A 23,776-nucleotide genomic window follows, 5' to 3' on the forward strand; every position below is an offset into this window, starting at 1 on the left:
CGAAGGCAACCACCCCCAAGCCATACCCGGGGCCACTGGATCTTCCGGACCGTACGACAGCCCATCCGACCCATCAACAACGTAGGACCACCCCCAGGTCATCCCATCGACAGGGGGCAACAGTCATGCCGGGCCCGGAGGCCGGCGGCCCTCTTGCAGGACCGCAGAAACACAACGGGCGGGGTTCGGTGTCAGCTCTCGGTGGTGCGGGTTACGCGGATGCGGTAGGTGTCGTCGGCCGCCTCCAGTACCGCCACCCGGATGCCCTTCTCCCGGTCCACGAAGCTCTCGCCCGGTGTGAACGTCGCGTCCGAGAGTTCCGCGTGGACGTTGGGGGAGCGGGTGCAGCCGCCGCTGTCCCGGCGGGAGTCGTGGACGGTGACCGGGCCCATGCCGGTGTCCACGTTCGCGTCGACGCGGTAGACGAGGATGCCGGGGCGGCAGACCGCCTCGTCGTTGCCGGCCCGGGTGCGCAGTTCGACGGCGTAGCCGGAGTGGGCGTTCAGCGGGATGAAGACCAGTTTCGGGCCGCCGGTCCGCGCGAGGGGCGTGAGTGCGTACTCCCGTGTGCCCCGGCTCGCCGCGCAGCCGACCTGGGACGCGTCCAGCCAGCCCAGCTTCCACTTGTGCCACGCGAGGAGGTCGTTGTTGGCGCCCCAGTCCTCGCTCATGATGTCCCAGTGGCCGACCGCGCCGCCGCCCTCGGCGGTGTAGAGGTCGGGCAGGCCGAAGACGTGGCCGTTCTCGTGCGGCAGGACGCGGTAGCCGGTGCGGTCGTAGGAGCCGGAGCCGTCGTCCTGGCGGGAGTAGACGAAGGACGCGTTGGAGACGGGGATGCCGTCCGCGGTCGGGGCCTCCCGGTTGCCGGCGAAGGTGACGGACAGGACCGTGTCCAGCGCGGCCGGGCCCGCGTTGGGGGTCACCAGCACGTTCAGCAGGTCGTATGCCTGGAAGTCCACCTCGGGATCGGCCTCGGCCACGATGTCGCGGACCAGTTCGCGGTAGCCGGGGTCGAAGGGGGCGCCGCGCTCTATGCCGTAGTCGCGAAAGGACTTGGGCATGCGCAGCCAGTCGGGGACCGGGATCTCGGGGCGGTAGTCGAGGCGGCCGTAGGAGCTGATGGCGAACCACTGGCGGGTCTGGGGGAAGAACTCCCGGTAGCGGTCGAGGGCGTCGCCCTCGCCGGGGGCGTCGGAGAAGTCGATCATCAGGGTGAGGGCGCGGACCGTGCCGGTGGAGCGGGTGTAACCGGGGTTTGTGGGGATGCCCTCGGACATCTGGACCTCACGGTTGCTGCCGATCATGCAGGGGCCGTGTGCGGAGGTGCGGGAGAGGGCGCTGGGTCCGGCGCCGGCGGTGGAGGCGCCGGGGGAGAGGTGGCCGTTGCCGGCGGAGGTGCTGACGGCGAGGGTCAGGGCGGAGACGGATGCCAGGGCGGCCAGGCGGCGCGGGGATATCCGGCGTCGGCTCGGCTGCCACTGCATGCGGGGACCTCCGCTCCACACGGCAGCCGCCGGTCTCCGACTGCACCCTCTCGATCACCCTCCGTTGCCCCGCAGGGGTGCGCTCGCCGGGAGGGCCGATCGTGGGGCACGCGAAGAACCGGATGTGGTGTGGGTCACAGGAAAAGTTCTCGGGGGAGGGAAATAACCGGGGATCGTTTCCCCGTTTAGACCTGTGTCCGCGCGAAACGGGGATTCCCTCCCCGGATTCGACGAGTCAACCGATCGAGGAGTGCACCGTGCAGACCGCGACCCCCGTCACGCGCAAGGCGCCCCGGCCCCGCGCCGACGCCCTGCGCAACCGGGAGCGGATCGTCACCGCCGCCCGCGAGATGTTCGTCGAGTTCGGGTGCGAGGTGCCGCTCGACGACGTCGCCCGCCGGGCCGGCGTCGGCAATGCCACGGTGTACCGCAACTTCCCCGACCGTGACGCGCTGGTGCGCGAGGTCGTCTGCTCCGTGATGGACCGTACGGTGCGGGCGGCCGAACAGGCGCTGAGCGAGACCGGGGACGCCTTCGAAGCGCTGGAGCGCTTCGCGCACGCGGCCGCCGACGAGCGGATCAGCGCGCTGTGCCCGATGATCTCCAGCGCCTTCGACCAGCACCACCCCGACCTGGAGGACGCACGCCGGCGAGCCGAGAGCCTCGTCGCCCAGCTGATGGACCGCGCCAAGGCGGCCGGTCAGCTCCGTACCGACGTGGAGTACGGCGATCTGATGGTGGGCGTCGCCCAGCTGAGCCGGCCCCCGGCCGGTACCGGCTGCGACAACGCCGACCGCTTCGTCCACCGCCATCTTCAGCTGTTCCTGGACGGGATGCGGGCGCCTGCCCCGAGCGTCCTGCCGGGTTCTGCCGTGACCGTGGAGGATCTGCGCCGCTGAGCGAGCCCTGACACCCGTCCGCGCCGCCCGTCCTGACCACGGGCCTCGCATCGAACGGCCGTCCCGGGGACGCGTCGTTCCCTGAAGACACCCGATTTTTCGTTACACATTCTCGATTTCCGTCACAAGTACCGAAGTGGGTACCCCCATGTCTGAAACAGCCTCACTGGCGGCGAAGACCGCCGGCGCTCCGGACGCCAACCGCTGGAAAGCGCTCGTCTTCATCGCGCTCGCCCAGCTGATGGTCGTCCTGGACGCGACCATCGTGAACATCGCCCTGCCCTCCGCCCAGCAGGACCTGGGCATCTCGGACGGCAACCGTCAGTGGGTCGTCACCGCGTACGCCCTCGCCTTCGGCGGTCTGCTGCTCTTCGGCGGCCGGATAGCCGACCTGTGGGGGCGCAAGCGGGCCTTCGTCCTCGGTCTGGGCGGCTTCGCGCTGGCCTCCGCGCTCGGTGGCGCGGCCACCAACGAGGCCATGATGTTCGGTGCCCGTGCCCTGCAGGGCGCGTTCGGCGCGCTGCTCGCGCCGGCCGCGCTCTCCCTGCTCGCGGTGATGTTCACCGACGGCAAGGAGCGCGCCAAGGCGTTCGGCATCTACGGCGCGATCGCCGGTGGCGGTGGTGCCGTGGGCCTGATCCTCGGCGGTTTCCTCACCGAGTACCTGGACTGGCGCTGGACGTTCTTCGTGAACATCCCGTTCGCCGTCGTCGCCGCGGCCGGTGCGTACCTCGTCATCCGTGAGCCGGAGGGCGGACGCAACCGCTCGCCGCTCGACATCCCGGGCGTGGTCCTGTCCACCCTGGGTCTGGTCGCGCTCGTCTACGGCTTCACCCGCGCGGAGTCCGAGGGCTGGAGCGACTCCGTGACCGTCGGCATGTTCATCGCGTCCGCCGTGCTGCTCACCGCCTTCGTGATCGTCGAGGCCCGGGTCAAGGCGCCGTTGCTGCCGCTGCGCGTGATCACCGAGCGCAACCGCGGCGGGGTGTATCTCTCGCTGGGCCTGGCGATCATCGCGATGTTCGGCCTGTTCCTCTTCCTCACCTACTACCTGCAGGTCGTGCAGGGGTACTCGCCGGTCAAGACCGGCTTCGCCTTCCTGCCGATGATCGCGGGCATGATCGTGGGGTCGACGCAGATCGGCACCCGGTTGATGACCCGGGTCGCGCCCCGGCTGCTGATGGCCCCCGGGTTCGTGGTCGCCGCGCTCGGCATGCTGCTGCTGACGCAGCTGGAGATCGACTCCTCGTACGCCGCCCTGCTGCTGCCGGCGATGCTGCTGCTCGGTCTGGGCATGGGTACGGCGTTCATGCCGGCCATGTCGCTGGCCACCCTGGGTGTGGAGCCGCGTGACTCCGGTGTCGCCTCCGCGATGGTCAACACCTCGCAGCAGGTGGGCGGCGCGATCGGTACGGCCCTGCTGAACACGATCGCCGCCTCGGCCACCACGTCCTACATCGCCGACCACATCGGCGGCGCCACCAGCCGGTCCCAGCAGCAGCTGGTCCAGCTCCAGGGGCAGGTGGAGGGTTACACCAGCGCGATCTGGTTCGCCGTCGGGATCCTGGTCGTGGCCGCGGCCATCGCCGCGGTCCTGATCAACGCGGGCAAGCCGGGCGGCACCGCCGTCGCCGGGTCCTCCGACGCCTCCCTCGAGGAGGAGGCGGCGACGGCCGTGCCGGTGGCCATGCACTGACGGGCGTGCCGGTGGCCGTACCCGTCCACTGACGGCCGGCCACCTCCCGCCACCCGTATGGAGGAGGAGGGGACGCCTCCCCCGTACGGCTTCCGGGACCTGCCCCGGCTTCCGCCTCGTCAGCGGAGCCAGGGCAGGTCCGCACCCGCTTCGCTCGGCTGAAGTCCCTCGGCGATGATCCGCATGATCTCGCCGAGGGACTTCTGCTGTTCCGGGGTGAGCCGGTCGAAGACCGCCTGGCGTACGGCGTCCACATGGCCGGGCGCGTGCCGGCGCAGCACGTCCTGGCCCTTCTCCGTCAGTACGGCGAACTGGCCCCGCTTGTCGGAGGGGCACTCCTCGCGCCGCACCCAGCCGCTCTTCTCCAGCCGGGCGACGGCGTGCGAGAGGCGGGAGCGGGTGATCTTCGCGGACATCGCCAGCTCCGTCATCCGCAGACGCCGGTCCGGGGCCTCGGCCAGCTTGACCAGCAGGCCGTAGTACACGTGCGGCATCCCCGCGTCACGCTGGAGCTGACGGTCGAGGTGGTCCTCCAGGAGGGTGGCGGCTTCGATGTACGCGCGCCAGACGCGCTGTTCCTCGTCGGTGAGCCAGCGTGGCTCCTCGGCGTCTGCCGATACGGGTGCCGTCTTCATGTACTCCACTGTACGGCGAACCTCCTTGAACGTTAAACAATAATGGCGTACGGTCGGTAGTGGAAATTGAGAGTTCAAGTAACAGCCGTCGCTCCGGGGTCGCCTCGGGCGGAGGCGAGGAGAACCCGCTGAAAGGAGTCGCCGTCATGACCGCCGCCACTCAGGAGCGCATGCCCGCGCTCTACCTCAGCCACGGCGCCCCGCCCCTGGCCGACGACCCCGTCTGGCCCGGTGAGCTGGCCGCCTGGTCGGCCGGGCTGCCCCGTCCCCAGGCCATCCTGGTCGTCTCCGCCCACTGGGAGGAGGCTCCGCTCGCCCTCGGCGCCACCGAGACCGTCCCTCTCGTCTACGACTTCTGGGGCTTCCCCCAGCACTACTACGAGGTAACATACGGCGCCCCCGGGGCCCCCGCGCTCGCGGACTCCGTGCGCAAGCTGCTGCGCGCCCCCGGCATGCCCGTGCAGGACGTCCCGGACCGGGGCCTGGATCACGGGGCGTACGTCCCGCTCGTCGAGATGTACCCCGGGGCGGACATCCCGGTCCTCCAGGTCTCCATGCCGACGCTGGACCCGGTGAAGCTGATGGAGATCGGGCGGCGGCTCGCGCCGCTGCGCGACGAGGGTGTACTGATCATCGGCTCGGGATTCTTCACCCACAACCTGGCGGCGCTGCGGCAGGGCGGCGTTCCCGCCTGGTCGGCGGAGTTCGACGCCTGGGGGCGCGAGGCCCTGGAGGCGCGGGACGTGGACGCACTGCTCGACTTCACCCGCACGTCCCCGGCGGGCCTGCTCGCCCACCCGCGCACCGAGCACTTCGCCCCGCTCTTCGTGGCCATGGGCGCCGCGGACGCCGCCGGTGAGCTCGGGGAACAGAAGTCCGTGATCGACGGGTTCTGGATGGGGCTGGCCAAGCGGTCGGTGCAGTTCGGCTGAGCAGCCCCCCGGGGGTGCGGGGGAGCTACAGCTCCTTCTCGTACCAGGCCACGTCCCACCACCGGCCGAACTTGCGGCCCACCTCCCGGTACGTGCCGACGTGCCGGAAGCCGAAGCGCTCGTGCAGGCGCGTCGAGGCATCGTTCGGCTGGGTGATGCCGGCGTAGGCGCGGTGCAGGTCCTCGCCCGCCAAGGCCTCGAAGAGGGCCTTGTAGAGCAGGGTGCCGACGCCGCGCCGGCCCGCGTCCGGGGCGACGTAGACCGTCGTCTCCACGGAGGTGCCGTAGGCGGGCTTGGGGCGGAAGGGGCTGGACGTGGCGTAGCCCAGGATCCGCCCCGGACCGGCGCCCGTGGCAACCATCAGGCGGTGGGGGCCGTCTACAGGGTGGGAGAGCAGCCAGGGGCGGCGCTCCTTCGGGGTGAACGGCGACGTGTCGAATGTGATCGCCGTCTCACGTACGTAGTGGTTGTACAGGTCGGTGAGGGCCGGCAGGTCGGCCTCCTCGCCCGGCCTGACCTGGACCTCCGCATGTTCCGACGGCATCGTGCCTCCCCGCGTGGGCCGACAGGGTACTGCATGATCAGAAAATCGGGGGCCGGGTTGGGAATTCTGTCCGGATTCCAGTCGTTGTTTCCATTGGATGCAGGGCACTCGACCAGAGTCCGGAGGACCTGAGAGACGTGCTGAGCGTCCGCAGGACCACCCGCTGACCTCATCATCGCAAGGGAGCACGCATGGCAACCCGCGCCGTCGCCCGTCGTCAGTCCGCCACCGGCGAGACGGCCGACTCGGCACGCACTGTCCGCGCCCAAGGCGGCGAGATCGCCGACCGCGACCTGGTCGGCATGTACCTCGACGAGATCGCGCGCACGCCGCTGCTCGACGCCGCCAAGGAGGTCGAGTTGTCCCAGATCATCGAGGCGGGTGTGTTCGCGCAGCAGATACTCGACGGCCTCGAGGAGAACAAGGTGGGGGCGACCCCCGAGGAGCTCCAGGCGCTGGTCGACGCGAGCGAGCGGGCCAAGGACGTCTTCATCCGTTCCAACCTCCGCCTGGTCGTCGCCGTCGCCCGGCGCTACCCGCGCAGCGGCCTGCCGCTGCTCGACCTGATCCAGGAGGGCAACGCCGGTCTGGTGCGCGCGGTCGAGAAGTTCGACTACCGCAAGGGCTTCAAGTTCTCGACGTACGCGACCTGGTGGATCCGTCAGGCCATCACGCGGTCGATAGCCGACCAGTCGCGCACCATCCGCCTGCCCGTCCACCTGGTGGAGGAGCTGGGCCGGATACGGCGCGTGCAGCGCGAGTTCAACCGTGAGCACGGCCGTGACCCGGAGCCCACGGAGATCGCCGCCGAGCTCGGCTCCACGCCGGAGCGCGTCACCGATGTGCTCGACTGGGCCCGTGACCCGGTCTCGCTGAACATGTCGGTGGACGACGAGGGCGAGACCCAGTTCGGCGACCTGCTGGAGGACACCTCGGCGGTGTCGCCGGAGCAGTCGGTGCTGACGCTGCTGCGCAGCGAGGAGCTGGACGACCTGATCGGCCGCCTCGACCAGCGCACGGCCTCCATCATCAAGATGCGCTACGGCATCGAGGACGGCCGCGAGCGCACGCTGACCGAGGTCGGCAAGGAGCACGGTCTGACCCGTGAGCGCATCCGCCAGATCGAGAAGCACGCGCTGCTGGAGCTGAAGAAGCTGGCCCGCGACACCGGGTTCGACGCGGCGGCGTGACAGCCGGCTTCGCCGTGCCGGGGTGACGACCGCGTGCGGCGCGGTAGCGTGAACACCCCGGCCGCGTGCGCCGGGTGGCGAAAGACCGCGCAGAATATGGCCGTTCCCTGCCGCTTCAACCCGCTGGGCCTTGGGAACAAGCATTCAAGACCCAGGAGTTCGAGCCCCGGGGGTGTGATCCCCTGGTCTCGCGAGAGCCACGTCCCGACGCACCACCCCCCCGGCGCCGGGACTTCCCAAGGCCGGGTTCGGCGCCCCTCCCCCCGGGCGCCGGGCCCGGCTTTCTCATGCCCCCGTGACGAGTAGGCGGGTCACCCCGAACCTGAACCCCGGGGTGGCCCGCCAGATGGCAGATTGTGCCACATGGGCATAGCCTGCCGGGCGTGACCAGCAGCACCACCCCGACCCCGCCCCTTCCGTCTTCCGGGCTCTCCCTGACCGCACGGCGCAAGGCCGAGACCCGTATGGAGATCGCCCGCGCGGCGGCCGGTCTCTTCGTCCGGCAGGGGCTCCGGGCCACTCGCGCCGAGGACATCGCCCAGGCGGCCGGGATCGCCCCGCGCACCTTCTACCGGTATTTCGCCAGCAAGGAAGAGGCCATCGGCCCGCTCTACGCGACCGGTGCCCAGCGGTGGGTGGAGGCGGTGCGCGCCACCCCCGCGGAGGTGCCCATGCCCCGGGTCCTGGAGGACGCCGTGCGCCACACGCTGACGCCGGGGCTCGGGGTCTCGGCAGCCTCCTGGAACTGGGTGCGCACGCTGATCCGGCTGGCGCAGGCGGACCCGGCCCTGGGCAGGGTGTGGGCGGAGGCGTGCCAGGCGTCGGAGCGCAACCTGACGGAGGCGCTGGCGGAGCGCCTGACGGCCGGTCAAGTCCGGTCCGCCTCCGACAACGTTGCCGACCGCAGCCGGCTGGCCTTCGCCGCCGCCGTCGCGAGCGCGGCCGTACGCACGGCCATGGAGAGCTGGGCGGCGTGCGACGGCCCCGCGGAGGGCGCCCAGGGACCGGCCGAACTGGCCGTGGCCAACCTGGCCGCGCTCCGGGACTTCCCGTGGACGGACCTGACGTCCCCCGGAACACCCTGACACCCGGTCACGGCCCGGCCCTGTCCTGGAGTCCAGCCCGTGACTGCCTCGATGCCGCCATGCGTCCGTCCGGCCGGAGTGGTGCCTCGGTCCTGTCTCCGGTGTGCGGCTCGTGCTTGCCTTGGTGCTGTGCCGTGTGTGCCGTGTGTGCCGTGTGTGCCGTCGGCCGGAGCCGTGCCTCGGGGCCGCCCCCGTCGTGTCGGCCTCGCGGCCGGTGCCCTGGTGCGGAGGGCTCGCCGTGCCGTGTCACGGTGAGCCGTTGCCGCCCGTCGCCGCCCTGCTCATCCGGCCGCCCAACTCCCGGACGGCGTCCACCAGTCCCTGCGGCGCCCGCACCGTGAAGTCGTGCCCCAGCATCGCCAGGCGCACCGCCATCCACTCCTTGGCGTCGCTCACCGTCGCCCGTAGCCGGCACGAGCCCTCGTCGAGCGGCTCGGGTGTGCCCAGCCAGCCGGGGATGCGGGCGGCGACCGTCCCGGCCGGGGCGGCGAAGGTGACGTCCAGCTCGTACGACTCCTGCGCCCGGTACATCGACCGGCGCAGATACTCCGCCGCGCTCCCCGTCGGCAGCTCCCTCGGTGTGAACCGCGCCCCCGTCGCGAAGGGGTCGCTCACCCGGTCGACGCGGAACGTGCGCCAGTCCTCGCGGTCGAGGTCGTACGCCACGAGGTACCAGCGCCGTCCGGTCGACACCAGCCGGTACGGCTCCGTCACGCGCCGGGACTCGGTGCCGTCGGCCGCCCGGTAGGCGAACCGCAGCCGCTCCTGCCCGGCCACCGTGGAGGCCATGACGATGAGGATCTCCGGCGCGATCGTCGCGCCGTCGCCGCTGGTCAGCGGAGTGGTCGCGGCCTGGAGGGTGCTGACTCGGTGCCGCAGTCTGCTGGGCAGCACCTGCTCGAGCTTCGCCAGGGCCCGCACGGACGCCTCGTCCACGCCCTCCAGCGCGTGCCCGGCGCCGGCCCGCAGCCCGACCGCGATGGCCACCGCCTCCTCGTCGTCGAGGACCAGGGGAGGCATCGCCTTGCCCGCGACGAGCCGGTAGCCGCCGTCCGCGCCGAGGGTCGCCTGCACGGGATAGCCGAGTTCGCGCAGCCGGTCGATGTCGCGCCGGACCGTGCGGCGGGAGACCCCGAGCCGGTCGGCCAGTTCGCCGCCGGGCCATTCGCGGGGTGTCTGGAGGAGGGAGAGGAGGGTCAGCAGCCGGGCCGGTGTGTCCGTCGTCATGTCATCGAGGATGCCCCGGAAGTAGGACCTGATCTGACCTATATGGGGAATAGCTTCTGGGACATGACCTTCACCGACACCCGGCACGCACAACAGCCCGCAGCGGGCGACCGACGCCGCTGGTTCGCGCTCGCCATCGTGATGACCGCGGCCTTCATGGACCTCGTCGACGTCACGATCGTCAACATCGCGATCCCCTCGATCCAGCGCGACGAGGGCGCCACGTTCAGCCAGATCCAGTGGATCACCGCCGGATACGCGCTGGCCTTCGCCGCCGGCCTCGTCACCGGCGGCCGGCTCGGCGACATCCACGGCCGCAAGCGGATCTTCCTCGTCGGCATCGGCGGATTCACCCTCGCCTCCGCGCTGTGCGGGCTCGCCGTGAACCCGGAGATGCTGGTCGCCTCCCGCATCCTCCAGGGCGCCATGGCGGCGCTGATGGTGCCGCAGGTGCTGTCGATCGTGCACGCCACCTTCCCGGCACACGAACGCGGCAAGGTGTTCGGGCTGTTCGGCGCGATCGTCGGACTGGGTGCCGTGTCCGGACCGCTGCTCGGCGCGCTGCTGACCGAGTGGAACCTGTTCGGCCTGGAATGGCGGCCGATCTTCCTGATCAACCTCCCGGTCGGCATCGCGGGCCTGATCCTCGGCAGCCGCTTCATCAGCGAGTCGAAGGCACCGCGCGCCCTGAAGCTGGACCTGGTGGGCGTCGCCCTGGTCACCCTGGCGCTGCTGATGCTGCTCTACCCGCTCACCCGCGGCCGTGAGCTGGGCTGGCCGGTGTGGGGGTATGTGTCGATGGCCGGCGCGCTGGTGGTGTTCGCGGCGCTGGTGGCGTACGAGCGGGTCAAGGGCGCGCGGGACGGCTCCCCGCTGATCGAGCTGTCGCTGTTCAAGGTGAAGAGCTTCGCGGCGGGCATCGCGGTGCAGACGGTGTTCGGCATCGGCCTCGGCATCTTCTTCCTGGTGTGGACGATGTACATGCAGATCGGCCTGGGCTGGAGCGCCCTGCGGGCCGGGCTGACCGGGGTGCCGTTCTCCGTCGCCGTGTCCGCGGCGGCCGGGATGTCGGTGCAGCTGCTGGTTCCGCGCTACGGGCGCAAGGTGCTCCAGGCCGGTGCCCTCGTCATGGCGGCCGGTGTGCTGATCTACCTGTGGGAGGCCGGGCGGTACGGCCAGTCCATCGCCTCCTGGCAGATGGCGCTGCCGCTGGTGGTCATGGGCGTCGGCATGGGGCTGATCGTCGCTCCGCTGACGGACGCGGTGCTGTCGGAGGTGCCGCGTGAGCACGCCGGGTCGGCGTCGGGGCTGATCAACACCGTGCAGCAGATGGGCAACGCGCTGGGGCTCGGCCTGGTGTCGGTCGTGTTCTTCGGAGTGATCGACGAGCCGCTCGCACCGGCCGAGGTGGGGCCCGCCTTCACGGACGGTTTCCAGCACGCGCTGGGCTGGGTGGCCGCGGTGATGGGTGTGATCTTCCTGCTGATGTTCGCCCTCCCGAAGCGCCCCGCCCAGCACGTGGAGGGCGCGGAGGACGCTCCGGCGGCGGCGGAGAAGGAGCCGGAGCTCGTGTCCTGAGGGGCGTGAGTGTCCTGAGAGTCCGAGTGTCCTGAGAGTCCGAGTGTCCTGAGAGTCCGAGTGTCCTGAGCGGACGGCCCACGGCATACAGAAGACCCGGCACCCACGGGGGGTGCCGGGTCTTCCCGTGCGTCGGGACCCAACAAACGGACACAATCGGAAGTCCATCCGCGCCCGATTGCGCCTGTACCTGTTTACTTTCCGGACATCTCGACGTACTCTCCGGATCGAACCACACGTTCGGGCATGAACGGACCGGGAGGCAGCCGGACATGTACGCACCGGAACGCCAGCAGGAGATCCTTCGGCTCGCCCGCGACAGCGGGCGGGTGGACGTGGTCTCGCTGGCCGAGGAGTTCCAGGTGACCGCGGAGACCATCCGCCGCGACCTGAAGGCGCTCGACCGCGCCGGACTGGTCCGCAGGGTGCACGGCGGGGCCATCCCCTCCGGACGCCTCGACTTCGAACCGGACCTCGCCGAGCGGGAGACCACCGCGGCCGACGAGAAGGACCGCATCGCCCGGGCCGCCCTCGCGGAACTCCCGGCCGACGGCACCGTGATCGTCGACGCCGGTTCGACCGTCGCCCGGGTCGTCGGCTCCCTGCCGGTGGACCTCTCCCTCACCGTCGTCACCCACAGCCTGCCCATCGCGGTCCGTCTCTCCGACCACCCCGGCATCCAGCTGCACCTGGTCGGAGGGCGCGTACGGCACCGTACGCGCGCCGCCGTGGACGCCTGGGCGCTGCGCGCGTATGCCGAAATCCGCGCGGACGTCCTGTTCGTGGCCGCCAACGGCTTCTCCGCCGAATACGGTCTCACCACCCCCGACCTCGCCGAGGCCGCCGTGAAACGCGCGGCCATGGCAGCCGCCCGCCGCGTGGTGCTGCTCGCCGACTCCTCCAAGCACGGCCAGGAACACTTCGCCCGCTTCGGCGACCTGAGCGATGTGGACCTGCTGATCACCGACACCGGGCTGAGCCCGCAGGACGCCACCGCCATCGAGCGCGGCGGCACGGAAGTGGTTCGCGCATGATCCTCACCGTCACCCCCAACCCGTCCCTGGACCGCACCTACGAGGTCCCCTCGCTGGAGCGCGGTGAGGTCGTCCGGGCCACCGGCGAACGGTTCGACCCCGGTGGCAAGGGGGTCAACGTCTCGCGTGCGGTCACCGCGGCCGGCCGGCGCACGGTCGCGGTGCTGCCCCTGGGCGGTGCGCCCGGCGCCCTGGTCGCCGACCTGCTCCACGCGCAGGGCATCGAGGTCGCCCCGGTCCCGGTCGCCGGAGCCACCCGCTCCAACATCGCGCTCGCCGAGGCCGACGGCGTACTGACGAAGATCAACGCGCCGGGTCCCGAGCTGACGGCGGCCGAGCGGGAACTGCTGCTGGAGACCGTGCGCCGGCAGGCGCCGGGTGCCGACTGGATCGCCTGCTGCGGCAGCCTGCCGCGCGGGCTCGCCCCCTCCTGGTACGCCGACCTGGTCGCCCGGGTGCACGCCGCCGGCGTGCGCATCGCCCTGGACACCTCGGGACCCGCGCTGCTCGCCGCGCTGCGCGAGCGGCCCGACGTGGTGAAGCCCAACGCGGCGGAACTCGCCGAGGCGGTGGGCCGCCCGCTGACCACCGTCGGCGACGCGATGAAAGCGGCCGAGGAACTGCGCGCGGCGGGCGCCCGGACCGTCCTCGCGAGCCTCGGCGCCGACGGACAACTGCTCGTCGACGAGGACGGCGCCTGGTTCGGCACCGCCCCCGTGGACGCCGTCCGCAGCAACGTGGGCGCGGGCGACTCCGCGCTCGCCGGGTTCCTCGTCGCCGGCGGACGCGGCCCCGGGGCGCTCGCCTCCGCCGTCGCCCACGGAGCGGCGGCCGTTCAGCTGCCCGGCAGTGTGATGCCGGCACCGGGCGACCTGGACCCGGCCGCGGTCACCGTCACGACCGAGGTCCCCGTCGACCGTCTCCTGAGGGAGCCGGCGTCATGAACTGCTCCCTCCGCCCCCTCACCCCCGTCCCCACCCCCGCCCCTCCCGCAGTACGGGCGATACGCGTGCGAAGGAGCCCGCGATGAGCGACATGATCACCGCGGACCTGGTCGATCTCGACCTGTCCGCCGACACCAAGGACGCGGCGGCACGAGCCCTCGCCGAACGCATGGTGGCCCAGGGCCGGGTGACCGACCTGGAGGGCTTCCTCGCCGACGTCGCCGCGCGCGAGGCCCAGATGCCGACCGGCCTCGACGGCGGCATCGGCATCCCGCACTGCCGCAGCGAGCACGTCACCGAGCCGACCCTGGCCTTCGGGCGCAGCGCCGCCGGGATCGACTTCGGCGCGGCGGACGGACCCGCCGACCTGATCTTCCTGATCGCCGCCCCCGCCGGAGCGGACGACGCCCATCTGACGATCCTGTCCTCGCTGGCCCGGCAGCTGATGAACACCGACTTCACCGATGCCCTCCGGTCGGTGGACGACGCGGCGGCAGCGGCGGCGCTGATCCGCGGCGACGAAGCCGGTTCCGACGACTCCGTGGCGGCGCCGGCGGCGGCCTCCGCCGGCGCCGCCACGGGCACCGCCGCCCCCGAGGAGGACCGCCCGTTCCGGATCGTCGCCGTCACCTCCTGCCCCACCGGCATCGCCCACACCTACATGGCGGCCGAGTCGCTGGAGAACGCCGGCCGGGAGGCCGGGGTCGAGGTCGTCGTCGAGACCCAGGGATCGGCGGGATTCACCCGGCTCGACCCGGCCGTGATCGCGGCGGCGGACGCGGTGATCCTCGCCCACGACGTTCCCGTGCGGGAAAAGGGCCGCTTCGCCGGCAAGCCCACCGTCGACACCGGCGTCAAGGCGGCCATCAACCGTCCCGCCGACCTGATCACCGAGGTCAGAGGCAAGGCGGAACGCGGCGAGGTCACCGCGGCGGCCGCCGCGTCCGGCGGTACGCCCGTCGAGCGCGCCGGCGGCAGCGGCGAGGGCTACGGCACCAAACTGCGCACCTGGCTGATGTCCGGCGTCAGCTACATGGTGCCGTTCGTCGCGGCGGGCGGTCTGCTCATCGCGCTCGGCTTCGCGATCGGCGGCTACGAGATCAACGAGGCGCCGTCGGTCATGGAGCACTTCGTGTGGACCCAGGCCGACAGCTGGGGCGCCCTGCTCTTCCAGATCGGCGGCGTCGCCTTCGGCTTCCTCGTCCCCGTCCTGGCCGGCTACATCGCCTACGGCATGGCCGACCGGCCCGGTCTGGTGCCCGGCTTCGTCGGCGGTGCGATCTCGCTCACCGTCAACGCCGGCTTCCTCGGCGGCCTCGCGGCCGGACTGATCGCCGGTGGTGTGGTGATCGCCATCCAGAAGGTGCGGATACCGGCCGCGCTGCGCGGCATCATGCCGGTGGTGGTGATTCCGCTGATCTCCGCCGCGGTCGTCGGCTTCCTGATGTTCGTGGTCATCGGCAAGCCCATCGCCGAGGCGCAGAAGGCCATGACCGACTGGCTGAACGGCCTCACCGGCACCAACGCCGTCCTGCTCGGCGCCCTGCTCGGACTGATGATGTGCTTCGACCTCGGCGGGCCGGTCAACAAGGTCGCCTACACCTTCGCCACCGCCGGGATCGCCGTCGCGAGCCCCAGCGACTCCGCCATGAAGATCATGGCCGCGGTGATGGCCGCCGGCATGGTGCCGCCGCTGGCGATGGCCCTGGCCACCACCGTGCGCGGCAAGCTCTTCAACCGGACCGAGCGCGAGAACGGCAAGGCCGCCTGGGTGCTGGGCGCCTCGTTCATCTCCGAGGGCGCGATCCCCTTCGCGGCGGCCGACCCGCTGCGGGTGATCCCCGCCTCGATGGCGGGCGGCGCGGTCACCGGCGCCCTGTCCATGGCCTTCGGCGCGACCCTGCGCGCACCGCACGGCGGCATCTTCGTGGTCCCGCTGATCGGCAACCCGTTCCTCTACCTGGTCGCGATCGCCGCGGGCGTCTGTGTCACGGCGGCGCTGGTGATCGTCCTCAAGGGCCTGCGCAAGCCGGTGCCGGAAGCCTCCGGCACGGGCCCCGGCGAGAGCACGGCACCGGCGGCGCGGAGCAAGGAAGCGGTGGCCGCATAGCCGGACGGGCGATGCGTCCGTTTGGGTAGGTGTGCACGGTTCATGCCTACTGCGATATAGATCACGATCATCACGGTCCGGGCCCAAAGTCCCGGACCGTGGTGTGTACTGGGCCGCATGCCTGAGTACAAGACGCTCTCGCGAACGACGGGTGCCGCCGTCCTCACCCTGGTGGCCGTGGCCTGCGCGGCGGGCCTGGCCGACGTCCTGCGGCGCCGGCGCGGGCGGACCCGCGCACCCGGGACCCCCGAGGCCGACGAACGGCACATCCCCCACGGCACCCCGACGATCCCGCGCCAGCGCCGGACGGGCCCCAGCACGGAGGCGGTGCGGCTCACCCCGGCCGAGCGTGACGCCTTCGCCGTGCTGGTCCGACGCCTCAGCGAGGGGGACTGAGCCTCACCGAGGCCGTCAGGAGACCTGCGCCGCCCGGCGCTCCATGGCGTCCCGCGCCGCGTCCTCGCTGGTGTACACCTCGCACATGTGCCGTCCGTCCGGCGTGACCGTGTGCTCGACCTCCCACAGGGAGAGCTCCACGCCGTCATCCAGCAGGAACGCGTGCTCGTAGAGGGAGAAGGAGAGCCCGGAGCGTCCCGCGCGGGACGGGCGGCCGAAGGCCTGCGTGATCCGGTGGGCGCACGCGGTGGTCAGCAGCGCGGCCGTCTCCGTGTCCGGCCGGTCCGGGTTCTCCGCCCGGCGCAGTAAACGGCGCGCGTGGTCCGGGGAATCGTCCGGAACGTACACCTGCCGCAGCGCGGGAGCCGGGATCAGCTGCACGGTCACCGGCAACTCGAAGTCCGGGGCGTCCGCCGGAAACGGCAGCCGGGCCGTCGCCGTACGCAGCTCCTCCTCGTCCACATAGATCTCGTGCTGCGGCTCGCCGCCCCGCGCGGCGTTGTGGACCAGCTCCCACAGTGTGACCGCCGAACCGTCGGCGAGCAGCCAGGTGTGCCGGTACGTCTCCCGGTGCAGACCGGCGCTGTGGTGCGCGGAGTGCAGGGAACCGTCGTGCGCCAGCGCGCAGTCCAGCCGCCGGATCGTCTCCTCCGGCAGCTCGAAGGAGTTCAGGGCGCGGCCGAGGAGTCGCGCGAGGTGCTCCTCCGGAGACTCGGGCGAGTCGGATGGTTCGTACGCTGCCGTCTCGTACGGAACGCTCAAGGTTTCTCCCGGCGTTGCTGCATGTCACCTTGTGGGTGCATACCGTAGCCCCTCGGCCGGACATCATGTCCAGGAACCGAGAAAACGTATGGCCGGAAAACGACCGGGCCACGCGAGAAATTCCCCGGCGCCCCCGCGGGACGACAACTCTTCCTGCTCACAGGTCACTTGGGTGCCCATTCGCCTCAACGTCCGTACAGAGCTCCGTACGACGGCCAGGCCCCGCCGGGACCGTCCACCGGCTCGGCGGCGCGCACCGCCTGTACGATCGCGCGGGTCACCAGGTCCGCGCCGGCCGCCAGCAGGCCGTTCAGGGCGAGGGGGTCCGCGGTGTCGAGCGGGCGGGTGCCCGTGGCCAGCGTGAAGACGGTGTCGCCGTCGCTCAGCAGATGCACCGGCCGCACGGCTCGCGCGATGCCGTCGTGGGCGGTGCCGGCGAGCTTCTGGGCCTGCGCCTTGGACAGAAGGGCGTCGGTGGCGACCACCGCGAGCGTCGTGTTCAGCGGGGGAGGGGCGTTCCGCTCGGCCGCCTGCGCCAGCTGCCGCAGCGCGGCCTCGTGCACCTCCGGATCCGGGTGCCGCACCCGCCCCTGGAACAACTCCCCGTACAGCACCCCCGTTTCCGGCTCCACCGCCGAACCCACCGCGTTGGCCACCACCAGCGCGGCCACCGTGACCCCGGAGTCCAGCACCGTGCTCGCCGTGCCGACCCCGCCCTTCAACTGCCCCAGCACGGCCCCCGTGCCGGCGCCCACACAGCCCTGCGGAACCGGAGCACCGGGCTCACTCGCCGCCGCCGCCTCGACCGCGGCCCGGCCGGTGGCCGCGTCCGGCCGGGCCCGGAAGTCGCCGCCCCGGCCCAGGTCGAAGACACAGGCGGCCGGTACCACCGGCACCACGTGCGCGGGGTCGGGCCCGACGCGCACCCCGCGTCCCCGCTCCTCCAGCCAGGCCATCACCCCGGACGCCGCGTCGAGCCCGTATGCGCTGCCGCCGGTCAGCACGACCGCCTCGACCTTCTGCACCAGGTTGCGCGGATCGAGCGCGTCGGTCTCCTTCGTGCCGGGTCCGCCGCCGCGCACATCCACCGCGGCCACGGCACCGCCCTCGGGCGCGAGCACCACCGTGGTGCCGGTGAGCCAACCGTCACCGGTGCGCGTCGCATGCCCCACGCGCACGCCGGCCACATCCGTCAGAGCGTCAACCGTCATGGGGCCAGTCTTGCCCGGCCGGACTCGGCCGTACCCTGGACGCATGAGCACCGCCCCCGATCCCCGCCCGCGTGAGCCGCGGCCCGCGCTGGTCTTCGACGATCCGCTGGACCAGCAGTCCTCGGACGACACGGACGGCGGGTGGGGGGAGCGCCCGTCCGGCGACAGCGCCGCCGATCTGAAGCGCTTCCTCGACGAGAAGCCGCCCCACCACATCTGACCGGGCCGGGCGCCTACCGGTCGCCCTGCCCCGGCCCGCGCTGCGCGACGAGGGTGTCGCGGATCTCCTTGAGGACCTCCAGCTCGGTGATCTCGACGACCTCGCGTGTGCCCTCCTTCGCCTTCCGGCGGGCCTCCACCCGGGCCAGGTACTTCGCCATGGGCAGCACCATCAGGAAGTAGACGACCGCCGCGGTGATCAGGAACTGCAGCGTCGCCCCGAGGACCGAGCCCCACAGGATCCTGACGCCGGTCGCGGCGTCCCCGGTGCCCTCGCAGGGGCCCTTCAGACACGAGCTGTAACTGTCCAGGTTCTTCGTGCCGAAGGCACCCACCAACGGGTTGATGACGCCCTTCACGACCGAGTTGACGATGTTGGTGAAGGCGGCCCCGATCACCACCGCCACGGCCAGATCGACGACGTTGCCACGCGTCAGGAAGGCTTTGAAGCCCTGCCAGACGCTCGTCCTGTCCTGGTCGCTCACGTCGAGGCCTCTTTTCTCGTGCGCAGGGAACGGAAGAAAACGCTCCGCAACCTACGGCACGCCGGTGCGGGCCTGTCCAGTCGCGGTGCTCGAACGACGGGCCGGACGGGAGCACCCGGCCCGGAGCGGCGGTGCTCACCACAGGGTCACCGCCAGCCGGGCCGTGGCGCTCGCGCCGGCCAGCCGGGCCGCGGTGTCACGGGGGACCGACAGCACGACCAGCGCCCCCGCGTCGCCCGCTCCGTCCGGCGGTGGCGGCACCTCGCTCACCCGGGCCCCGCGGGCGACCACGCGGGCCTCGCCGCCGGACACCGTCTCCTCGGCGGCGATCACGTCCACCCGGTCGCCGGGCCGCAGCAGCCGCACCGTGGCCGCGTCGGCGATCCGCACCGGTGCCGTCACCGTCGTCCCCGCCCGCCGCGGCCGTACGGGACGGTCCCCGGGGGACACCGAGGCGGCCGGGGCCGCCTGAGGACCGCCGGGATATCCGGGATGCCCGGGATGCCCGCGTGAACGGTCCGCGTCCCGGGGGCCCGCCGCGACGAGCGCCGCCGCCGTGACGGCGAGACCGACCGCCACGGCACGCCTCCGGTGCCGGACGAGCCGGCCCGGGAGCGGCAGACCGCCGCGCACCCGCACCGGCGCGAAGTGCGGCACCTCGCACGGGGCGGGGACGTCGGCGCCGGGCGGACGCGGAACGACGGGGGAGGAGGAGCAGAGCGAGGAGGAAGGACGGGACACGGGAACCACCACCTGCGACGAGGGACCGGCTTGCGGCTCCCACGATCGGGCACCCCGGCCGGGGCTCGCCGTGCCCTGTGGACGCGTCACGACCCTGTGGAAAACTCCTCCACCCGAACGGGACGCTCCGTCGGCCCGCCGGCTACGGCAGCGCGAACCCCGGGTCCATCCCGCCCAGCGCCGACGTGCACGGACAGTCCCGTTCCTCCGTCGTCGGCAGCGCGGCCACCGCGTCGAAGAGCACCCCCCGCAGCCGGTCCACGTTGGCGGCGAACACCCGCAGCACCTCGTCGTGGGAGACGCCCTCGCCGGTCTCGGCTCCGGCGTCGAGGTCGGTGACCAGGGTCAGCGAGGTGTAGCAGAGCTCCAGCTCACGGGCGAGCGCCGCCTCGGGGTGGCCCGTCATGCCCACCACCGACCAGCCCTGGGCCCGGTGCCACAACGATTCGGCGCGGGTGGAGAAGCGCGGCCCCTCCACCACGACCAGGGTGCCGCCGTCCACCGGCTCCCAGTCCCGCCCGCGCGCCGCCTTCAGCGCGGCCGCCCGTCCGGCGGGGCAGTAGGGGTCGGCCAGCGACACATGGACCACGTTCGGCACGGTGCCGTCGGGCAGCGGCAGCCCGTCGAAGTACGTGCCCGCCCGGGACTTCGTACGGTCCACGAGCTGGTCCGGAACCAGCAGCGTGCCCGGCCCGTACTCGGGCCGCAGCCCGCCCACCGCGCACGGCCCGAGGACCTGGCGCGCGCCGACCGACCTCAGCGCCCACAGGTTGGCGCGGTAGTTGATGCGGTGCGGCGGCAGATGGTGACCGCGGCCGTGCCGGGGCAGGAAGGCGACCCGGCGGCCGGCCACCTCGCCGAGGAAGAGGGAGTCGCTGGGCGCCCCGTAGGGGGTGTCGACCTGGAGCTCGGTCACGTCGTCGAGGAAGGAGTAGAAGCCGGAGCCGCCGATCACGCCGATCTCGGCCTTCGCCATGTTCGCCATGCTCCGCACCCTAACGGCACCCGGAAAAGCGGAAGACCCCGTCGTCGGATGACGAGGGGGTCCCCTGAAAGACAGGCCCTACGCGGCGGTGGTGCCGGCCGAGCCGCCGGAGCCGGACGAACCGGACGACGAGCTCGAACCCGAACCGGAGTCCGAGGAGGAGGACGAGGAAGCGGAGGCGGAGGCCTTCGACGACGCCGGCGAGCTGCTCGACGAGGAGCCGCGGCTGTCGTTGCGGTAGAAACCGGAGCCCTTGAAGACGATGCCGACCGCCGAGAACACCTTCTTCAGGCGTCCCTGGCAGTTGGGGCACTCGGTCAGGGCGTCGTCGGTGAACTTCTGCACCGCCTCGAGGCCCTCGCCGCACTCGGTGCACTGGTACTGGTAGGTCGGCACTGTCTTCCTCCTGGCACTCTCACTCGATGAGTGCTAACGACGGTCCATAGTGACGTATTCCGTGGGTTCAGTCCACTGCGACGGGCTCGCGGTGACCCACACCACGCGCCACGGTGCGCCCGCGCGGGCTCGTCACCAGCCGCGACCGCAGCGCCAGGAGCGTCGCCAGGGCGAGCACCGTACCGGCCATCGGCACCAGGAATCCGGCGCCGTCCCAGAGGCGGTCCTCCAGCTGCCCGGCGACCGTGACGGCCGCTGCCTGGCCGAGCGCCACGGCGCCGGTCAGCCAGGTGAAGGCCTCGGTGCGGGCCCCGGCCGGGACCAAACTCTCCACCAGCGTGTAGCCGGTGATCAGGGCCGGCGCGATGCACATGCCGACCAGGAGGCCGAGCGCGGCCAGCAGCAGCGCCGAATGGGCGGTCCACAGGGCCGACGCCGTCAGCGCGAGCGCCGCGTAGGCGAGGACCAGGCGCCGCTGCGGGGCGGTCCTCCAGGCGATCGCGCCGCAGGCGATCCCGGCAAGCATGTTGCCCGCCGCGAAGACGCCGTAGAGCACGCCGTTCAGCCCGGGGTTGCCGATGGACTCGGAGAACGCGGCCAGCGAGACCTGCATGCCGCCGAAGACGGAACCGATGCCGAGGAAGGTCACGATCAGCACCCGCACACCTGGGACGCGCAGCGCGGAACCGTGCTCCACGCGCGCGTGCTCCTCCCGGCCGGCCCGGGGCTGGGTGCCCTTCTGCGCCGCGAACAGCAGTCCGCCGATCAGGGTCAGCGCGGCCTCGGTGACCAGACCGGCGGCCGGGTCGACGGCCGTGCACAGGGCGGTGGCCAGCAGCGGTCCGACGACGAACGTGAACTCGTCGGTGACGGACTCGAAGGCCGCCGCGGTCGCCATCAGCGGGGAGCCCTTGAGCTTCACGCCCCAGCGGGCGCGCACCATGGGCCCGACCTGCGGCACCGAGGCACCCGTGGGGACGGCGGCGGCGAACAGCGCCCACAGGGGCGCGCCGGTCAGCGCCAGCGCGGTGAGGGCGAGCCCGGACACGGTGTGCACCAGGACACCGGGCACCAGCACGGCGCGCTGCCCGTAGCGGTCGGCGAGGCGGCCGCTGTAGGGCGCGAACAGGGCCATGGAGACGCCGGTGACGGCGGCGACGGCGCCCGCAGCGCCGTACGAGCCGGTGGTGTGCTGCACCAGCAGCACGATGGAGAGGGTGAGCATGGCGAACGGCTGGCGGGCCGCGAAGCCGGGGAGCAGGAACGTCCACGCGCCGCGCGTGCGCAGCAGTCGGCCGTATCCCGGACGGGGGGTGGCCGCCGAATCCTTCGACGTGGTGACCGTGGATGCCACGGCCCGTGCCTTTCTGCCACCTGGTAGCGCCGCCCGCGCGGGGTCGTGCGGGCGCGCCGAGAGCTGTCCTCTTGCGCTGACTGCGGTAGATACCGGCGCCACAGCTCAGGGCGTCCCGGCCGCCATACGGTCGCGCCAGCTCTGCATCAGGCAGAGTTGGTTCGATCTGGGGTCGCTTGCATAATACAGGGACCAAGGGCTTGTGCGTCTGTGAAACCGAGCACCTGTCAGCGTCCCGCCTGCGATCCGTCGGTGCCCAGCCAGCCGGCCAGCTTTCCGCCCCGGCCGACCGCCCGCAGGCGCCGTTCGGCGGCGTCCCGCACCGGGTCCGTGGCGACGACGAGCAGTTCGTCGCCGTGGCGCAGCGTCGTCGACGGCAGCGGGACGAACGACGTCCCCTCGCGCACGACGAGCGTGACGGCGGCCCCGGCCGGCAGCCGCAGTTCGCCGACCTCCACGCCGTGCATCTTCGACCCGTCGGGGATGGCGACCGACAGCAGATGCCCGCGCAGCCGCTCGAGGGGCGCCGACTCGATGCCGAGGTCGGCGGCGCCGGAGTCCTCGCCCAGGTGCAGCTCGCGGGCCACCCAGGGCAGCGTCGGGCCCTGGACGAGGGTGTAGACGACGACGAGGACGAAGACGATGTTGAAGATCCGCTCGCTGCCCGCGATGCCCTGCACCATCGGGATCGTCGCCAGGATGATGGGCACGGCGCCGCGCAGCCCCGCCCAGGACATCAGCACCTGCTCCCGCCAGGGCACGCGGAACGGCGTCAGGCACACCACGACGCTCAGCGGGCGGGCCACCAGGGTGAGTGCCAGCCCGATGAGCAGCGCGGGCACGAAGTCGTCGCCGAGCTCGTGCGGGGTGACCAGCAGGCCGAGCAGGACGAACATGCCGATCTGGGCGATCCAGCCGAGCCCTTCGGCGAACCCCCGCGTGGCGGGCCAGTGCGGCAGTTTGGCGTTGCCCAGCACCATCGAGGCGAGATAGACGGCGAGGAAGCCACTGCCGTGGGCGGTCGCTCCCACGGCGTAGGCCGCGACGGCGATGGCCATGACGGCGATCGGGTAGAGGCCGGAGGCGGGCAGCGCCACGTGCCGCAGTCCCCAGGCGCCCAGCCAGCCCACCGTGAGGCCGATGGCGGCGCCGATGGCCAGCTCCAGGAGGATCTCGCCGAGCAGCACGTACCAGTGCTCGACCGGCCCGGCGGCGGAGAGGGCGACGACCAGGATGACCACGGGTGCGTCGTTGAAGCCGGACTCCGCCTCCAGCGTGCCCGTCACCCGCGAGGGCAGGGGGATTCTCCGCAGCACCGAGAAGACGGCCGCCGCGTCGGTCGAGGAGACCACCGCACCGATGATGAGCGCCTGCCGCCACTCCAGCCCGACCAGGAAGTGCGCCGCCGACGCGGTGACCCCGACGCTCACCGCGACGCCGGCCAGGGCGAGCGTCGAGGCGGCCGACAGGGCCGGTCTCGCCTCGGCCCACTTGGTGCCCAGCCCGCCCTCGGCGAGGATCACGACCAGGGCCGCGTACCCGATGACCTGCGTCAGCGCGGCGTTGTCGTACGAGATGTCGCCGATGCCGTCCTGGCCTATGGCGATGCCTATGCCCATGTAGATGAGCAGGCTGGGGAGCCCGCTGCGCGAGGAGATCCGGACCGCGACGACGGCCACGAGCAGTACGACCGAGCAGACGAGCAGAAGCTGGTTGAGGTGGTGGATGGTCAGCGGCTGTTCCCTTCCCTGACTCAGGCGCACCCGCGCGTGAGATCACGTACATCGCATGCGATCCACCGCGCTTCCGCGGCAAACTACTTCGTTACCTTACCTAACTCTTGACGCATTCTTGACGCTCGGGGAGGCA

23 protein-coding genes are annotated in these 23,776 nt (G+C 72.0%); 11 read left to right on the plus strand and 12 right to left on the minus strand.

Annotation, left to right across the window (positions count from 1 at the left end):
* Window positions 1-191: 191 nt before the first annotated feature.
* Window positions 192-1,484 carry a M6 family metalloprotease domain-containing protein gene (locus tag ACZ44S_RS24785; protein WP_466932581.1) on the minus strand — a complete coding sequence of 431 codons (1,293 nt, stop codon included), beginning with the start codon at window positions 1,482-1,484 and terminating at the stop codon, window positions 192-194.
* Between the two features lie 257 nt (window positions 1,485-1,741).
* On the opposite strand from ACZ44S_RS24785, the gene ACZ44S_RS24790 reads away from it, so the two are divergent.
* Together ACZ44S_RS24790 and ACZ44S_RS24795 are read left to right on the plus strand one after the other, a co-directional pair.
* Complete coding sequence (locus ACZ44S_RS24790; RefSeq protein ID WP_466932583.1) at window positions 1,742-2,383, plus strand: TetR/AcrR family transcriptional regulator; 642 nt, start codon at window positions 1,742-1,744, stop codon at window positions 2,381-2,383.
* A 148-nt stretch (window positions 2,384-2,531) separates the two neighbouring features.
* The gene (locus tag ACZ44S_RS24795; protein WP_466932586.1) at window positions 2,532-4,079 is read left to right on the plus strand and encodes an MFS transporter; all 1,548 of its coding nucleotides are present in this window, start codon (window positions 2,532-2,534) and stop codon (window positions 4,077-4,079) included.
* A gap of 119 nt (window positions 4,080-4,198) precedes the next feature.
* Here ACZ44S_RS24795 and ACZ44S_RS24800 read toward each other — a convergent pair whose 3' ends face one another.
* Window positions 4,199-4,714: a MarR family winged helix-turn-helix transcriptional regulator gene (locus tag ACZ44S_RS24800; protein ID WP_466932588.1), complete on the minus strand. Its 516-nt coding sequence runs from the start codon at window positions 4,712-4,714 to the stop codon at window positions 4,199-4,201.
* A 170-nt stretch (window positions 4,715-4,884) separates the two neighbouring features.
* Between ACZ44S_RS24800 and ACZ44S_RS24805 the strand changes: the two genes are divergently transcribed.
* Complete coding sequence (locus ACZ44S_RS24805) at window positions 4,885-5,646, plus strand: dioxygenase family protein (protein ID WP_466932872.1); 762 nt, start codon at window positions 4,885-4,887, stop codon at window positions 5,644-5,646.
* 25 nt (window positions 5,647-5,671) lie between these two features.
* Here the strand turns inward: ACZ44S_RS24805 and ACZ44S_RS24810 are convergent, their stop codons facing one another.
* Window positions 5,672-6,190, minus strand: coding sequence for a GNAT family N-acetyltransferase (locus tag ACZ44S_RS24810; RefSeq protein ID WP_466932589.1), 519 nt, complete (start codon window positions 6,188-6,190; stop codon window positions 5,672-5,674).
* 191 nt (window positions 6,191-6,381) lie between these two features.
* On the opposite strand from ACZ44S_RS24810, the gene ACZ44S_RS24815 reads away from it, so the two are divergent.
* Both ACZ44S_RS24815 and ACZ44S_RS24820 read left to right on the plus strand, forming a co-directional pair.
* Entirely contained in the window at window positions 6,382-7,380 is a 999-nt protein-coding gene (locus ACZ44S_RS24815; protein ID WP_190165297.1) for a sigma-70 family RNA polymerase sigma factor, read from the plus strand.
* A gap of 464 nt (window positions 7,381-7,844) precedes the next feature.
* The gene (locus ACZ44S_RS24820; RefSeq protein ID WP_466932874.1) at window positions 7,845-8,465 is read left to right on the plus strand and encodes a TetR/AcrR family transcriptional regulator; all 621 of its coding nucleotides are present in this window, start codon (window positions 7,845-7,847) and stop codon (window positions 8,463-8,465) included.
* Between the two features lie 246 nt (window positions 8,466-8,711).
* On the opposite strand, the gene ACZ44S_RS24825 is transcribed toward ACZ44S_RS24820, so the two are convergent.
* Window positions 8,712-9,692, minus strand: a complete 981-nt coding sequence (locus tag ACZ44S_RS24825; protein WP_466932591.1) for a helix-turn-helix transcriptional regulator — start codon at window positions 9,690-9,692, stop codon at window positions 8,712-8,714.
* 63 nt (window positions 9,693-9,755) lie between these two features.
* On the opposite strand from ACZ44S_RS24825, the gene ACZ44S_RS24830 reads away from it, so the two are divergent.
* The 5 genes from ACZ44S_RS24830 (at window position 9,756) to ACZ44S_RS24850 (ending at window position 15,754) form a co-directional block, all read left to right on the plus strand.
* On the plus strand, window positions 9,756-11,270 hold the full coding sequence (locus ACZ44S_RS24830) for an MFS transporter (protein ID WP_466932592.1): 1,515 nt from the start codon (window positions 9,756-9,758) through the stop codon (window positions 11,268-11,270).
* A gap of 272 nt (window positions 11,271-11,542) precedes the next feature.
* Complete coding sequence (locus ACZ44S_RS24835; protein WP_190165294.1) at window positions 11,543-12,304, plus strand: DeoR/GlpR family DNA-binding transcription regulator; 762 nt, start codon at window positions 11,543-11,545, stop codon at window positions 12,302-12,304.
* The gene (gene pfkB, locus ACZ44S_RS24840) at window positions 12,301-13,248 is read left to right on the plus strand and encodes a 1-phosphofructokinase (protein ID WP_466932595.1); all 948 of its coding nucleotides are present in this window, start codon (window positions 12,301-12,303) and stop codon (window positions 13,246-13,248) included. The genes ACZ44S_RS24835 and pfkB overlap by 4 nt, the downstream gene beginning before the upstream one ends.
* An 82-nt stretch (window positions 13,249-13,330) precedes the next feature.
* Window positions 13,331-15,358 carry a PTS fructose transporter subunit IIABC gene (locus ACZ44S_RS24845; protein ID WP_466932597.1) on the plus strand — a complete coding sequence of 676 codons (2,028 nt, stop codon included), beginning with the start codon at window positions 13,331-13,333 and terminating at the stop codon, window positions 15,356-15,358.
* A gap of 117 nt (window positions 15,359-15,475) precedes the next feature.
* Complete coding sequence (locus tag ACZ44S_RS24850; protein WP_466932599.1) at window positions 15,476-15,754, plus strand: hypothetical protein; 279 nt, start codon at window positions 15,476-15,478, stop codon at window positions 15,752-15,754.
* Window positions 15,755-15,769: 15 nt separating this feature from the next.
* On the opposite strand, the gene ACZ44S_RS24855 is transcribed toward ACZ44S_RS24850, so the two are convergent.
* Both ACZ44S_RS24855 and ACZ44S_RS24860 read right to left on the minus strand, forming a co-directional pair.
* Window positions 15,770-16,516: a DUF6227 family protein gene (locus tag ACZ44S_RS24855; protein ID WP_466932601.1), complete on the minus strand. Its 747-nt coding sequence runs from the start codon at window positions 16,514-16,516 to the stop codon at window positions 15,770-15,772.
* A gap of 185 nt (window positions 16,517-16,701) precedes the next feature.
* Window positions 16,702-17,727: a P1 family peptidase gene (locus ACZ44S_RS24860; RefSeq protein ID WP_466932603.1), complete on the minus strand. Its 1,026-nt coding sequence runs from the start codon at window positions 17,725-17,727 to the stop codon at window positions 16,702-16,704.
* 43 nt (window positions 17,728-17,770) lie between these two features.
* On the opposite strand from ACZ44S_RS24860, the gene ACZ44S_RS24865 reads away from it, so the two are divergent.
* Complete coding sequence (locus ACZ44S_RS24865) at window positions 17,771-17,947, plus strand: hypothetical protein (RefSeq protein ID WP_466932604.1); 177 nt, start codon at window positions 17,771-17,773, stop codon at window positions 17,945-17,947.
* A 13-nt stretch (window positions 17,948-17,960) separates the two neighbouring features.
* Here the strand turns inward: ACZ44S_RS24865 and mscL are convergent, their stop codons facing one another.
* The 6 genes from mscL to ACZ44S_RS24895 all read right to left on the minus strand — a co-directional run bounded on the left by mscL (window position 17,961) and on the right by ACZ44S_RS24895 (window position 23,670).
* Complete coding sequence (gene mscL, locus ACZ44S_RS24870) at window positions 17,961-18,431, minus strand: large conductance mechanosensitive channel protein MscL (protein ID WP_466932606.1); 471 nt, start codon at window positions 18,429-18,431, stop codon at window positions 17,961-17,963.
* A 135-nt stretch (window positions 18,432-18,566) separates the two neighbouring features.
* Complete coding sequence (locus ACZ44S_RS24875; protein WP_466932608.1) at window positions 18,567-19,172, minus strand: hypothetical protein; 606 nt, start codon at window positions 19,170-19,172, stop codon at window positions 18,567-18,569.
* Window positions 19,173-19,314: 142 nt separating this feature from the next.
* Entirely contained in the window at window positions 19,315-20,157 is an 843-nt protein-coding gene (locus ACZ44S_RS24880; RefSeq protein ID WP_466932610.1) for an S-methyl-5'-thioadenosine phosphorylase, read from the minus strand.
* A gap of 78 nt (window positions 20,158-20,235) precedes the next feature.
* The gene (locus ACZ44S_RS24885; RefSeq protein ID WP_466932612.1) at window positions 20,236-20,553 is read right to left on the minus strand and encodes an FmdB family zinc ribbon protein; all 318 of its coding nucleotides are present in this window, start codon (window positions 20,551-20,553) and stop codon (window positions 20,236-20,238) included.
* 67 nt (window positions 20,554-20,620) lie between these two features.
* The gene (locus tag ACZ44S_RS24890) at window positions 20,621-21,907 is read right to left on the minus strand and encodes an MFS transporter (RefSeq protein WP_466932614.1); all 1,287 of its coding nucleotides are present in this window, start codon (window positions 21,905-21,907) and stop codon (window positions 20,621-20,623) included.
* 227 nt (window positions 21,908-22,134) lie between these two features.
* Window positions 22,135-23,670, minus strand: a complete 1,536-nt coding sequence (locus tag ACZ44S_RS24895; RefSeq protein ID WP_466932615.1) for a potassium/proton antiporter — start codon at window positions 23,668-23,670, stop codon at window positions 22,135-22,137.
* Window positions 23,671-23,776: the final 106 nt, after the last annotated feature.

It is taken from the genome of Streptomyces malachitofuscus (assembly GCF_055571035.1).